The organism is Candidatus Symbiopectobacterium sp. NZEC127, from assembly GCF_025962675.1.
Lineage (GTDB): Bacteria > Pseudomonadota > Gammaproteobacteria > Enterobacterales > Enterobacteriaceae > Symbiopectobacterium.
In genome coordinates this window covers 100,148-113,214 of record NZ_JAGFPG010000004.1, presented here as the reverse complement: position 1 = coordinate 113,214, position 13,067 = coordinate 100,148, and the positions used below count along the sequence as shown (strand labels likewise).

The following is a 13,067-nucleotide window of genomic DNA, read 5'->3' as shown; positions in this document are numbered from 1 at the left end:
AAACCATGCGCTTTGATTTCACTGATTTGCGTCTGTTTCTTCATGTGCAGCAAGCGGGCAGCATCACCGCTGGCGCCGCTCGCTCACACCTGACACTTCAGGCCGCCAGCGAGCGTATTCGCGGTATGGAGGAAGCACTTGGCGTGGCGCTGCTAACCCGTGTCAGTAACGGCGTGACGCTCACCGAAGCGGGCTTTGCGCTGGCTCGCCATGCCAATACGCTATTGCAGCAGCGCAATCATATGCAAAGCGAGTTGCAGCAGTTTGGCAACGGGTTGCGAGGGCATATCGCCCTGCTCTGCAATGCGTCTGCACTAAGCCTGCATCTTCCGTCGCGCTTGAGTGACTATCTGCTCGCCCACCCGCGTATCTCCCTGAGCGTCAGCGAAAAGCCCAGCCACGAGATCGTGGATGCGATTAAAAACCAGCGTACGGAACTGGGTATCGTTGCCGATTCAGTCCCGTTGCAAGGTCTGGAAACCCGTGAGTTTTGCCTGGATCCGCTGGTGGTGGCGGCTGCGGTCGCTTCACCGTGGGCGGCCTCGCCGGTGCTGGCTTTTGAAGCCCTGCTGGACGCGGAGTTTGTCGGTTTGAACCTGGGCAGCGCGTTGCAGGAGCATATCGACCACCATGCGCGCCAGCGTGGCAAGCGTCTTAACTACCGCGTGCGTTTGAATGATTTCCCGGCGTTGATCGGGTTAATCCAGCAAGGTCTCGGCATCGGGATTGTGCCCGAAAAAGCCCTGGCGCAAACGGATGCGCAGCAGGTGCGCGCCATTTCGCTTAGCGACGCGTGGGCGCAGCGCCACTTGTTGCTGTGCGCGCGCCAGTTCAGCGCACTGCCTGGCTACCTTCAGGAATTTGTCGAACAGATAAGCGGCAGACAGGCATCAGCCCCCGACGCCGAGCACCATGGTGAGCCCCAGAGCGATCAATCCGAGAAAGAAGCAGCGGCGAAATAGCGTTTCACCAATATATTTTCGCACCCGTTGACCCAGCACCATACCGAGCAGCGCCGGGATCAGTGCCAGCAGCGACAACGACAGATTCAACGCAGGCAGACCACCGCCCTGCGCCAACGACAGTGCCAGCCCGAGCGTTGAAACCGTAAACGCCAGCCCGAGCGCCTGCACCAGGTCATCTTTCTTCAATGCCAGACACTGCAAATAAGGCACCGCCGGTATCACAAACACGCCGGTCGCCGCTGTAATCATTCCGGTGAGGTAGCCCATGACCGGAGAAAGCCAGCTTTCATGGCGACCGGGCGCTGGCAGGCGGCGTGCAATCAGCCCCCACACGCCATAAACCACCAGCATCCCCCCAAGGAAAACCGGGGCCCATGGCGATGCGTCCGCCAGACTGGGAATGCCGCTCCACAGCGTTCCTATCAGTATCGCGACCAGAAAGCTGCCAAGACGCCGCGCCAGCAATAAAAATGCCGGGCCAGCAAGCAGTTGCCACAGGTTGGTGACGAAAGAGGGGATCAGCAGCAGCGCAGCAGCGCTTGTCGGCGGCATGGTTAACGCCAGCAGTCCCATGGCGACCGTCGGCAAACCGAGGCCGACAATGCCTTTAATCATGCCCGCTAGCAAAAACACGCAGAGTATCGTCACCATCCCTTATCCTTATTTGCCACTGATTCTGAGGGGTAACACGAAAATACCCACAGCACGGCAAAAGCGCGATCGGGAATTTATTGAGGGAGACTCAGGGAAAACTTGCAGGAGACGCGCTCGCGCCGCAGCAAACGCGGCGCGTAGCGAAAAAACTCAGCTTTTCTTCACAAATTCGGATTTCAGCTTCATCGGGCCAAAACCATCAATCTTGCAATCAATGTTGTGGTCACCTTCGACCAGACGGATACCTTTCACTTTGGTACCAATCTTCAGCGTGGAAGAACTGCCCTTCACTTTCAGGTCTTTAATAACCGTCACGCTGTCGCCATCGGCCAACAGGTTGCCATTGGCATCACGCACTACCAGCCCGTCGTCATCAGCGGTCTCGGCATTCATGGACCACTCGTGGCCGCACTCAGGACAATTGAGCTGTTCATCGGCCTGCCAGGTAAAGGCAGAGTCGCATTTTGGACAATTTGGTAAGGTTGACACGGCATGACTCCTAAAAATTCAATAAAAAGGTAAAATAAATAATAAAATCATAAGCAAACATGATGCATTGTCACTATTTTACGCTATTTCTCTCACAGCGTACAGCCAAACGCCCTGCAACCCCATGGCGCAGCCCTGCACAGCGATAAAGCAATGCGCACCACATTGACACAAAACCACCGCCGTTGAACGCACTACCGTCTGGCACAAACGCGCGCTGGCAGTGCATTCCTGACTCAATAGCGTGCAAAGCGCCACGATTGCACTAGCGAAAAACAAGATTGCGTTATTTGGCATTTTTTATGCATGGCAACCATTATCTTCTTATTGCGTAATGCCCGGAGATGCCAATGATAAAAATAACGCTTCCTAGTGGACCTTATTACGATGAAATGCTCACGGCAGAGGGACGGCAGCGGCAGCATTACGATCCATGGTGGCGCTGGCTGCAACGCACCGATCAGCAATCGGTACGGCAGAAGAAGGAGCAGGCAGAACTGCTGTTTCATCGGGTGGGGATCACCTTTAACGTTTACGGTGACGATGAGGGCACCGAACGGTTAATCCCGTTTGACAGTGTGCCGCGCATTATTCCGGCGGCGGAGTGGCGCAAACTGGACAGCGGCATTCGTCAACGCGTCAAGGCGCTGAATGCCTTTCTGCATGATATCTATCACGATCAACACATCCTCAAAGCGGGCATTATCCCCGCCGAACAGGTGCTGGCAAACGAGCAATTCCAACCCTGCATGCAGGGCATCTCCCTGCCCAATCAGATTTATGCCCATATCACCGGCATCGATATGGTGCGCAACAGTGACGGTGAGTATTACGTTCTGGAGGATAATCTGCGCACGCCGTCCGGCGTCTCTTACATGCTGGAAAACCGCAAGATGATGATGCGCCTCTATCCGGATATGTTTGCCCAGCAACATATCGCCCCGGTGGAGCGCTACCCCAGTTACCTGCTGCAAACCCTGCGCGAAAGCTCACCGGTGGACGACCCCTGCGTGGTGGTGATGACGCCGGGACGCTTCAACAGCGCTTACTTCGAACACAGCTTTTTAGCCCAACAAATGGGGGTGGAGCTGGTTGAAAGCGCCGACCTGTTTATCAAGGAAGGGGCGGTTTACATGCGTACCACCGAAGGGCCGCGCAAGGTGGATGTTATTTACCGCCGCCTTGATGATGCCTTTCTCGATCCGCTGGCGTTCCGCGCTGATTCCATGCTCGGCGTGCCGGGTCTGCTGTCGGTGTATCGCGCAGGCGGCGTGGTGCTCGCCAACGCCATCGGCACCGGTGTGGCCGATGATAAATCCATCTACCCTTACGTACCGGAGATGATCCGTTTCTATCTGAGCGAAGAGCCGCTATTGAACAACATCCCCACCTGGCAGTGCCGCAAACCGGAGGATTTGCGCTTCGTGTTGGATAATCTGGATCAGATGGTGGTGAAAGAAGTCCACGGTGCAGGCGGCTACGGCATGCTGGTAGGACCGCGCGCCAGCCGCGCTGAAATAGAGGAATTTCGCCAGCGCTTGTTGTCCAACCCGGCGAACTACATCGGGCAGGAGACGCTGGCGCTCTCCACCTGCCCGACCTTTGTGGAACAAGGGCTGGCCCCGCGCCATATCGACCTGCGCCCCTTTGTGCTCTACGGGCAGGAGATCCGCCTGGTGCCCGGCGGGTTGACGCGGGTGGCGCTCACCGAAGGCTCGCTGGTGGTGAACTCTTCGCAAGGGGGCGGCACCAAGGACACCTGGGTAATGGAGGATGACGAATCATGCTAAGCCGCACAGCCAGTGAACTGTTTTGGATGGCGCGTTATCTGGAGCGGGCGGAGAGTTTCGCCCGCGTGCTCGATGTCACCTACAAGCTGTCGATGGTGCCGCGCCACAGTCAGCAGCAGCGCGATTTGGCGCTGCCGCTCAATCTCTCGTTGACCCATGAGCTGTTTCAGGTGCGTTATCCGCAGTTTTCCATGGCGAACCTGATCAACTTTTTTGCCCTCGACAGCGATAACCCCAGCAGTATCTACAGTTGCGTCGAAATGGCCTGGAACAACGCCCATGCGGTGCGCGGCAGCCTCTCCGCCGAGGTGTGGGAGTGCATCAACACCACGCGCATTCAGTTGCGCACGCTGCGGCAAAAAGGGGTGGAAGAGGTTGGTATCGATGCCTTCTTTGACTGGGTTAAAGATCGCGCCCATCTGTTTCGCGGCGCGGTGTTCGGCACCTTGCTGCGTAACGATGCGCTGTGTTTTATCCGTATCGGCACGCTAATCGAACGGGCGTTCGCCACCACGCAACTGCTGCTGCTCAAAGATCAGCAGTTGAATAACGACACCGATCCGGTGCGTGAATATTATCGGCTGGATACGCTGCTGCGCGCGGTCAGCGCGCGCGAGGCCTATAACAGTATCTATCGTCAGCCGGTGACACGCGATACGGTGGCCGAGTTGCTGATCCTACGCAACGACGTGCCGCGCTCGCTGCGTGCCTGCATCGAAGACGTCGTTAGCCAGCTGGAGCAGATCGCTAACACCCGCTCTCACCTGCCGTTACGGCTGGCGCACCAGTTAAACGTCGATCTGCGCTTCAGCACACGGGAAGATTTGGCGCAATCGGATATGCAGGTCTATCTCACCGGGCTGTTGGCCCGGATCAACGCGCTGGCTGACAGCGTGCGACAAACCTATCTGGAGACGGTATGAAACTGACCATTAATCATCTCACGCGCTATCGCTATGATGAACAAGTGAAATTCAGCACCCAGTATCTGCGTTTGACGCCGCGTGATTCCGCCCGCCAGCGCGTGGACTCATGGTCGTTAACACTGTCTGAGGGGTCCGCTGTCACCACCACCGACACCTGGGGCAACGTGTTGCATGTGCTGACGCTGGATCATCCGCATCAGGAAATCATCATTCACGCTCAGGGTGTGGTAGACATTGCCGATAACGATGATATCGCGCCAGAGAATGAGCTGTTGTCACCACTGGTGTTCCTGCGCAGCACGCCGCTGACGCAGGCGGATGCGCCGATTCGCGCCTTCGCACTGCGCTACTACCGGCCGGAAGCGGCGGAAGAGAGCCTGAACGCGCTGATGGCGGCGCTGTTGGTCAGTATGCCTTACACCCCCGGTGCCACGCAGGTGCAAGATAGCGCAGCGCAGGCCTTTACACGCGGGCAGGGAGTCTGTCAGGATCACACCCATGTGTTTCTGGCCTGCTGTCGCAGCCTACACCTGCCGGCGCGCTATGTCAGCGGCTACGTTCATAGCCCGGATTCGCGCCATGTGGCGATGCACGCCTGGGCGGAAGTGTGGCTGAATGGACGCTGGCTGAATTTTGATATCACCAACAACTCGCGCAGCCTGACGCAGCATTTGCGTCTGGCGACCGGGTTGGACTATCTGGATGCCTGCCCGATACGCGGCAGTCGGCTGGGTGGCGGAAGCGAAATGCTGTTTTCTGAAGCTGAAGTGCGGCGCTTTTCACAACAGGCGCAGCAGCAATAACCATGAGATGATCGGATTATGACTTACTGTGTGGCCATGTGCCTGTCGGACGGGCTGGTGTTCGCCTCGGATTCCCGCACCAATGCCGGGGTGGATCATATTGCAACGTTCAAAAAACTGCATGTGATTCACCGCGCCGACGATCGGGTGCTGGTGTTGCAGTCCGCCGGAAACCTGGCCACCACACAAAGCATTGTCAGCCTGCTAGAAACGCGCATGCGCAGTGACAGCGAGCCCAACCTGTTGCAGGTTTCAACCCTGTACGACGCCGCAACGCTGATCGGTGCCACCTTACGCGAAGTTATCGATCGTGACAGTCGTATGCAACAACATGCCAGCACCACCAACTTTGGCTGTAACCTGCTGTTAGGCGGGCAAATCGCCGGAGAAGCCCCCCGACTGTTTCATATCTATCCCGAAGGCAATTTTATCGAGGCAACGCGCGACACGCCCTACTTCCAGATTGGCGAAAGCAAATACGGCAAACCGATCATTGACCGGGTATTAACCCGTGAAACCACGCTTGAGCAGGCGATGTGCTGTGCGCTGATCTCGATTGATTCCACGCTGCGCAGTAACCTGTCCGTCGGGCTGCCGCTGGATGTGATGATCTACCGGGCTGACAGCTTTGATGACAGCGGACAGCGCCGTGTTACCGAAGATGATCCCTACTTCGCCACCATTCGCAAAGCCTGGTCGGAAGGGTTACAGAACACGTTCCGTCAACTGCCGCCGTTCTCGCTTTAACGCGTCACACTCGTCCGCCGAGCCGCCAGCGCACGCAGCAATACTGCAAGGGTGGTGCCATTGTGCAGCAGGGCGCTGCCGCCCGGCGACAACCCGCCCAGCGCCGCCGTCAGCATAATGCCGCTGTTGACCCATTCTGTCAGGGCAATATTGCTGTGTACCAGCTTCATCGCTTCCAGCGCCAGTTCACGCGCCAGCACTACGCCGTGCAGGCTGTCCTGCATCAGTACCGCATCCGCCGCCTGCTGCGCCAGCTCGGTACTCTGGTTCATCGCCAGTCCGACATCCGCCTGCGCCAGCACCGGGGCATCATTGACACCATCGCCGATAAACAGCACGTTGCGGCCCTGCTGTTGCAGTGCCTGAACCACATCCACCTTACTCTCTGGCGTGCATTCGGCCACGCATTCATCCATCGCTAACGCGTTAGCCAGTTGCTGCGCCTTTTCAACGCGATCGCCAGTCAGTAACACGATGCGATCGATCCCCGACTGACGCAGTTGTGCGATCACCTCGAGTGCTTCCGCCCGCACGTTATCCTGTAAGCCAATCATACCAACCAACCGTTCATCAAGGCTGATGAACAGCAAATGGCACCCCTGCTGAGCCAACGCGCTAATCTCGGCCTCGTACGGTGAGAACACAACCTGATAGTGCGCTTCGAGAAAATGGCGGCTGCCGATCGCCATGCGATGACCATCCAGTTCACACAGCAGACCGTGTGCAATCACATACTCTACTTCGCCGTGGTTGATATGGGGCAACGCATGGTGGTGCGCCGACGCCACCACCGCTTTCGCCAACGGATGGTTGCTGTGTTCCTCAACTGAGGCCGCGATCGCCAGCAGGCGCTCCGCCCAGGCCCGCTCCGGATCGAAACTGACCACTTCCGTCACCTGCATATCACCGTGCGTCAGGGTGCCGGTTTTGTCGAACACCACCGTATCGACCGCGGCGAGTTGTTCAATCGCCCGCCCGCCTTTCAGCAGCAAGCCACTTTGCGCCGCGCGGTACATAATGGATTTAAACGCGATCGGCGTGCTTAGCTTCAGCGCACAGGCATAATCCACCAAAAACACTGATGCCAGACGCCGCCAGTCGCGGGTCAGGGCAAACACCGCCCCCCCTACACCGAGCGTGATCGCCACACGCCGGTCTGCCATCGCCTGTGTCACTTTTTGTGTTTCGCTTTGCTGGCTTAACGATTCACTGATAAAGCGGCGAATATTGGCAATCGAGGACGCTTCCCCCACCCGATCGGCCTGTACCGCAATATTGCCTTCCTGCACCTGCGTGCCCGCATACAGCCAGGCGCCCTTCTCGCGCCGCACTGGCACGCTTTCCCCGGTCATCGAGGCCTGATTAATCAGGCCAACACCGCGCAGCACCTTGCCGTCCGCCGGAATGGTGTCTCCCGGTCCAAGCAGCATCACATCGCCAATCGTCAGCGCAGAGGAGCGTATTTGATGACGTTCTCCTGCGCGCTCGACCCACACGCTGTGTTCCTGCGGTCGTAACAGGCTAGCCAACAGCGCATCGGAATGACGGCTGGTCTCCTGCTCCATGTACTCGCCCAGCGTCAGCAGCGTTTGCGTCAACATCGCGGTGCGGTTATCACCGCGCAGCACGGAAAGCCCAACGGCCAGTGCATCCAGCACCTCAACGTTCAGCTCGCGCCGGGTCAGCGAGGACACACCTTCAGCCAAGGTTTCCCCGGTCAGTAGCAGCGTTGGCAGCGCCGCCCAGCGTCGAGGCAGACACTGCGCCAGCAGCAAACCGCCCGCGTTGAGCAGATTATCGCCACCGCAATACTCCGGCTCATGCTCGCTCTCGGTACGCTGCTGCCAGTCAATGCCAGCCACGTGCGTCAACAGCGTGGATTCGTCGGTCTGATCCGGGTGGTACTCAATCACCACCGAGCCAATCGCCGGACGCAGGCGCACCCTTGTGACGCCCAACAGCGCCAACAGTTGATGGCGCAGCCAGTTCGCTCCGTCAGGGAAACGCGCCAGCAGCGTCATGCTCAGCCGCAAACGTCCGGGCAAGCGGTGCTTAACCCGAATACCCGGCGCGAGAGTGACCTCCCGATCGGGCATCACGACGCGTCATTCTCCTGCTGCCGGTAGTAATCCAGCTCCGCCTGGAGATCCGCCAGCCGCTCTTTTAACTCTTCTACCTCGCCGCGCACGGTACCCCACGCTTTTTTCGCCGTGGTGGCGACCCCTTGCTGCACCTGCGGATTGGTCAACAAATACGCAATGGCAGCGCCCGCCACTACGCCAGTGACAAAATGGGTTTTGCTGTTTGCCTGACGATAAGGGGCGGCAGGTGTGGCTGGCGGGTAGCTGGCATAGGCAACCTGCCCGTTCGGCAACCGATAGGCGTACACATAAGGCATGTTGGGAGGGTTCATTCCGGCACTCCTTCTTGGGGTTGGTCCTGTGGCGCGTCGCGCCGCTGCATGGCATCCAGCACATAAAGACTGGCAACACCAGCGCTCGCCAGCGTTAACCAGGTAAGCAAAGGCCGTCCCGCACTGGCGCTGGCTACCGCCATCACGGCACCGCTCACCACGCCCGCTTTGGCCGCATCGCTAGCCACCTTGACGGCGCTTTCATTCAGCGTGGTTTCACCGCGTTGGTAACGCCGCCACTGTTCGATGCAAGAGGTAGTGGTGCCGACCAACGCACCCGCCACCACCGCACGGCTGATGGGGCTTAGCGCGTCACGGTTGTTGCTCATTCGGTGTCTCCTCAGGCGCAGGAGGCGCTGTGCGCTGGCGCTCTACCGAGGCCTGAAATTCCGCCTTACCCGCCTTCACCGTGTCGCGAAAAATGGTGCTGCCCGCCGCCACGCTCTCTTTCACACTTTCGGCTCCGCTGGCTACCGAGGATTTGACTTTGTCGCCGCCGGTTTTCAACAGATCGCCCGCACTCGCCAATGTTTGTGTCAGCGTCTGGCGCACACTGTCATTGGTCAGCAGCAGCGTGACAGCCGCCCCTATCATGGCGCCTTTCCAAAACTCTTTATCATCCGCACCGATGGTGCCGATCAGGCTTTTCAACAGTCCGGCCTGTTCTCCCATCACATTCTCAACCACACCTTGCGCATGCGCGCTCCAATCCATGCCCGGCGCTGCATGATGACCGTGATGGTGTGCACCTTGCGGCACCGCATTTCCAGGGAATGGATACCCTGGCAGCGGATACCCAGGCATTGAATAGCCAGGCGGTAAATAACCGGGAGGCACCGCACCCGGCGCCATCTGCGGATACCATGCTGGCTGCGGCGGCCATCCGGGTGGGGGAGGAAAAGCCCCCTGCGCGGCGGGATCACCTTGCGGCACGTAATAGGGATAGCCATAAGGTGGGAAATAGGGAGCCTGATTCACAGGATTATTATCATTACTCATAACGACCCTCGCTTGACTAGGTTTACTGGGAGAGCACGGCCTGAATTTGCGTCAGCGCCTGTTGCGCCGCCTGATCATCGTGACCAAACAGATGCGTCAGCAGCGTGGGGGACAGTGTGCTGGCACAATATTCCAGTACCACGCTGCCGGTTGCGGCATTAATGCTGCACGATTTCAAACACCCTTCGGGGTGACACAGCGATTGCAGCGCAGCCAACCGGCTTTGGCTGAGTGCGGAGACCAAACGATTGGTAAAACTGAGGCGAATTCGCCCCGGTATATGGTGCGCTACCGTGACAAAACGGCGTAGCGCCATCAAACTCTGCAAATCATCTGCCGCCATAACGGTGACTACAGCCTCCCTTTGCCTACTAACATCAATGCCGCGTCAACCTCGTGCGACATCAACCCATGCCGCGCGCACAACACGAAGCGACAAGGTTGCCCCTGTCACCACGTCAGGAATGTAAATATTTTTGCGCGAAGGCAACGTCACAATAACGTAACGTTAGGAGAACCACTTAAGATTTATGTGGTTAATTGCTGGTTGTTTGTTTTTTATCAATTCGTGCGATAAACAGAGGTGATAGACACTCTCACTACGATAATGTAAATTGTTATCATTCTAATCCCTATGAGTCGCGGCGACATGTCTCCCTATTTGCATCAAACTCAGAATCGCATTCGAATTCGCTCCGAATATATTCAGCGCAACCCGGAACGCGTGACCGAGACCATTGCGCAACTGCGTCAAATCGCGGGCGTGCAGGAGATTACCCATCGGCATTATGCCGGTTCTGTCGCGATTTGTTTCGACAGCAAAATGCTGTCTGGCGATGCGCTGTTGGCACAGATTGAGCCAGCAGGATGGCTTTCCGTTGCCAGAAACCAGACCTACATCGACAGGTCGCTTCATCGCTACACCCGCTCACTGGCTAAAGGGCTGGCGTTGATGACGCTGGATATGGCGATTAAAGGTCCACTGGTCAAACGACTGGTCACTCTCGTGCGTTAACCGCTGCCTACCTAAATTCCGTTTTGGCACCGCGCGCTATATGTGAGAACATAGCGCGCGGTGCTGCATTTGTGCCCGTTACACGCATTCGGTTGGAGAAAACATGGAGCTACACCTTTGGCTCGCCTTTGTCGGCGTGATTACCGTTTTAATTGCCATTCCCGGTCCGTCAGCGCTGATCAGTATGACGCACGGTTTGCGCTATGGCCGTGGCCGCGCTGCCGCCACCGTACTGGGCGGCGTGAGCGCCGCGCTGGTGCTGATGTCACTCTCGGCGCTGGGATTGGGAGCCGTATTAGCGGCTTCAACCACCGCGTTTATGATCCTGAAAATCGTTGGTGCGCTCTATCTGATTTGGCTTGGCATTGCCTCATGGCGTTCGGCCGCCGCCGCTCACGCGCCCGAACAGGTGCAGATGGATGCGTCACCCACGCGAGTTGCGCTGTTTCGTAAAGGCTTTTTAGTCGGTATCAGCAATCCGAAGGATCTGCTGTTTTTTGCCGCGCTGTTTCCCAACTTTATCAGCACCACGGAACCCCATGCGCTCCAGTTTGCCGTTCTGGCGCTGACCTGGGTGCTGTTTGATTTCAGCATCATGTTTTTCTACGCCAGCACCGGGCGACGCCTGTCTGGTGTATTCAGCAATCCACGCCGCATGGCGTTGCTTAATCGCGCCACTGGCGGCGTGTTTGTGTTGGCTGGATCGGCGTTGGCTGTCTCCAGCCGCTAAGAAGACAGACTGTTTTCGCCGTTGCTATCCCGTGTTCACTGGGATAGCAACGCCAGACCCTCATGCTTCAGCGGCAATCTCACCGTTGTCATCATTGAACGTGATCGTTTCTCCGTGACGTAACGCCCGCGTATGGCCCGGCTTATCGATAAACACCGGAATGCCCAACGCCGTCGCCAGAATGGCCGCGTGAGAGTTTCTGCCGCTGTCGGTGAAGTAGACGCCTTTGATCCAGGCGGGATCTAACTGCACCGTTTCAGAAGGCAGCAATAGGTTGGCGACAATCGCCATCGGTGTGTGACAGGGCGTAACCACGCTGTCGGGCTGATGGTTCAAATGCCGCAACACGCGCAGACCGACGTCATAGATATCGATGTAGCGTTCACGCAGGTAGGTATCTTCAATTCCCTGATACTCCTGTGCCAGCGAGGAAATCACCGTTAGCCACAGCGCATCAACCTGCACCGCCGCTTGCCCCATTCGCTCGGCGACCGCAGCGTACAGTTCGCCATCCTCCAGCATCATCCGATGCGCCAGGAAAATCCCGGCTTCCTTATCAGAAAGGCGCTGCGCGGTAAACGCACACAGCTCATCCAGGTCTTGCACGGCAGCATCAATCGCCTGCGCAAGTTGAGCCAGCTCGGCCTGCGCGGATTGACTGACGCGCGGCGTCACGGCGGGCAACGTCCGGTCTACCCGACACACGGTGGCCGTTACCAATTCCCCCACCGGGTGCCGCTCAGGGCGCGCCAACGCAGCGTCTTTCGCTTCCAAACGATCGCCAAAATGCTCGTGCGCCAGCAAGGTAAAGGCATCTATCGCCTGCTGCGCCTGCTCACCGCTCGCGTGCAGTGTGACTTCATCGCCGCGCTTGATCGCCAATAGCGCAATATTATTCACACTTTTGCCGTTTACCGTCTGTGCACCTTTCACCAGTTGCACATCGGCATTGTAGCGATTGAGGCAGGTGGCAATCGCCGAGGCCGGACGCGCGTGAATGCCCGCCGGGTTAGCCACACGCCAGGAAAAGGTGAGCGCTGAGGCTGGCGTCTCCGCCGTCAAGGCAACAGGCGGGATGGCGGCCATGAGCTTATCATCCTGATTCAGATGGTGATATTTCGCCGCCAGAGCCTGATGCGCTTCTGCCATCACCTGGCGGATATCACCACCGGACGCTGCCACGACTGCGGCGGCGATGGTTCCTTCCACCAGCGGCGCGGCGCAAACGTGCACGCGGGTCGCATAGGCCTCACCCAGCAGTTCCAACGCCAGATCGGTGCTCAAAATCGCACTTCCCATATCGACCATCACCAGCACGTCGCCCTCATCTTGCACCTCCTGTATTGCCGTCATCACGGCAATGGGATCGGTGCCAATCGGGTTATCGGGATCATCAATGCCAGCCGCCACCGCAAATTTTACGCTGCCGTGCGTCATCTGCGCTGCCAGTTCCACCACCCCGTCTGCCAGGCGCTTACTGTGAGAAACCACCACGATATTGACCATTTTCTACAGCCTTACCCAATCGGGTCATCA

Annotated in this window: 15 protein-coding genes; 7 read left to right on the top strand and 8 right to left on the bottom strand. The window is 57.9% G+C overall.

What is annotated here, in order from left to right; translation table 11 throughout:
* Positions 1 to 5 precede the first annotated feature (5 nt).
* On the top strand, positions 6 to 962 hold the full coding sequence (locus tag J5069_RS16295) for a LysR substrate-binding domain-containing protein (protein ID WP_264644874.1): 957 nt from the start codon (positions 6 to 8) through the stop codon (positions 960 to 962).
* Here J5069_RS16295 and J5069_RS16290 read toward each other — a convergent pair.
* Both J5069_RS16290 and J5069_RS16285 read right to left on the bottom strand, forming a co-directional pair.
* Positions 891 to 1,616 carry a sulfite exporter TauE/SafE family protein gene (locus tag J5069_RS16290; RefSeq protein WP_264644873.1) on the bottom strand — a complete coding sequence of 242 codons (726 nt, stop codon included), beginning with the start codon at positions 1,614 to 1,616 and terminating at the stop codon, positions 891 to 893. The genes J5069_RS16295 and J5069_RS16290 overlap by 72 nt on opposite strands.
* A 153-nt stretch (positions 1,617 to 1,769) precedes the next feature.
* Positions 1,770 to 2,108, bottom strand: coding sequence for a zinc ribbon domain-containing protein YjdM (locus J5069_RS16285; protein WP_264624261.1), 339 nt, complete (start codon positions 2,106 to 2,108; stop codon positions 1,770 to 1,772).
* 350 nt (positions 2,109 to 2,458) lie between these two features.
* On the opposite strand from J5069_RS16285, the gene J5069_RS16280 reads away from it, so the two are divergent.
* From J5069_RS16280 to J5069_RS16265, 4 genes are read left to right on the top strand one after another with little or no spacing between them, the layout of a single operon-like run.
* On the top strand, positions 2,459 to 3,898 hold the full coding sequence (locus tag J5069_RS16280; RefSeq protein WP_264644872.1) for a circularly permuted type 2 ATP-grasp protein: 1,440 nt from the start codon (positions 2,459 to 2,461) through the stop codon (positions 3,896 to 3,898).
* Positions 3,892 to 4,821 carry an alpha-E domain-containing protein gene (locus tag J5069_RS16275; RefSeq protein WP_264644871.1) on the top strand — a complete coding sequence of 310 codons (930 nt, stop codon included), beginning with the start codon at positions 3,892 to 3,894 and terminating at the stop codon, positions 4,819 to 4,821. The genes J5069_RS16280 and J5069_RS16275 overlap by 7 nt, the downstream gene beginning before the upstream one ends.
* Positions 4,818 to 5,627 carry a transglutaminase family protein gene (locus J5069_RS16270; protein ID WP_264644870.1) on the top strand — a complete coding sequence of 270 codons (810 nt, stop codon included), beginning with the start codon at positions 4,818 to 4,820 and terminating at the stop codon, positions 5,625 to 5,627. Before J5069_RS16275 ends, J5069_RS16270 begins: the two co-directional genes overlap by 4 nt.
* 18 nt (positions 5,628 to 5,645) lie before the next feature.
* A complete protein-coding gene (locus J5069_RS16265) occupies positions 5,646 to 6,374 on the top strand; it encodes a proteasome-type protease (protein ID WP_264644869.1) in 729 nt (242 codons plus the stop codon).
* On the opposite strand, the gene J5069_RS16260 is transcribed toward J5069_RS16265, so the two are convergent.
* Genes J5069_RS16260 through J5069_RS16240 form a run of 5 tightly spaced genes read right to left on the bottom strand, consistent with a single transcriptional unit; the run spans position 6,371 to position 10,129 of the window.
* Positions 6,371 to 8,470, bottom strand: coding sequence for a heavy metal translocating P-type ATPase (locus J5069_RS16260; protein ID WP_264645078.1), 2,100 nt, complete (start codon positions 8,468 to 8,470; stop codon positions 6,371 to 6,373). The two genes, J5069_RS16265 and J5069_RS16260, sit on opposite strands and share 4 nt — an antisense overlap.
* Positions 8,470 to 8,787, bottom strand: a complete 318-nt coding sequence (locus tag J5069_RS16255) for a DivIVA domain-containing protein (RefSeq protein WP_264644868.1) — start codon at positions 8,785 to 8,787, stop codon at positions 8,470 to 8,472. Before J5069_RS16255 ends, J5069_RS16260 begins: the two co-directional genes overlap by 1 nt.
* Positions 8,784 to 9,116, bottom strand: a complete 333-nt coding sequence (locus tag J5069_RS16250) for a hypothetical protein (RefSeq protein ID WP_264644867.1) — start codon at positions 9,114 to 9,116, stop codon at positions 8,784 to 8,786. The genes J5069_RS16255 and J5069_RS16250 overlap by 4 nt, the downstream gene beginning before the upstream one ends.
* Positions 9,100 to 9,786 carry a YtxH domain-containing protein gene (locus tag J5069_RS16245; protein ID WP_264644866.1) on the bottom strand — a complete coding sequence of 229 codons (687 nt, stop codon included), beginning with the start codon at positions 9,784 to 9,786 and terminating at the stop codon, positions 9,100 to 9,102. Before J5069_RS16245 ends, J5069_RS16250 begins: the two co-directional genes overlap by 17 nt.
* A gap of 22 nt (positions 9,787 to 9,808) precedes the next feature.
* Positions 9,809 to 10,129 carry an HMA2 domain-containing protein gene (locus J5069_RS16240; RefSeq protein ID WP_264644865.1) on the bottom strand — a complete coding sequence of 107 codons (321 nt, stop codon included), beginning with the start codon at positions 10,127 to 10,129 and terminating at the stop codon, positions 9,809 to 9,811.
* 306 nt (positions 10,130 to 10,435) lie between these two features.
* Here J5069_RS16240 and J5069_RS16235 point away from each other — a divergent pair, with 306 nt between their 5' ends.
* Both J5069_RS16235 and J5069_RS16230 read left to right on the top strand, forming a co-directional pair.
* Positions 10,436 to 10,801: an HMA2 domain-containing protein gene (locus J5069_RS16235; protein WP_264644864.1), complete on the top strand. Its 366-nt coding sequence runs from the start codon at positions 10,436 to 10,438 to the stop codon at positions 10,799 to 10,801.
* Between the two features lie 103 nt (positions 10,802 to 10,904).
* On the top strand, positions 10,905 to 11,531 hold the full coding sequence (locus tag J5069_RS16230; RefSeq protein WP_264644863.1) for a LysE family transporter: 627 nt from the start codon (positions 10,905 to 10,907) through the stop codon (positions 11,529 to 11,531).
* Positions 11,532 to 11,591: 60 nt separating this feature from the next.
* Here J5069_RS16230 and dhaM read toward each other — a convergent pair whose 3' ends face one another.
* Complete coding sequence (gene dhaM / locus J5069_RS16225) at positions 11,592 to 13,037, bottom strand: dihydroxyacetone kinase phosphoryl donor subunit DhaM (RefSeq protein ID WP_264644862.1); 1,446 nt, start codon at positions 13,035 to 13,037, stop codon at positions 11,592 to 11,594.
* Between the last annotated feature and the right edge of the window lie 30 nt (positions 13,038 to 13,067).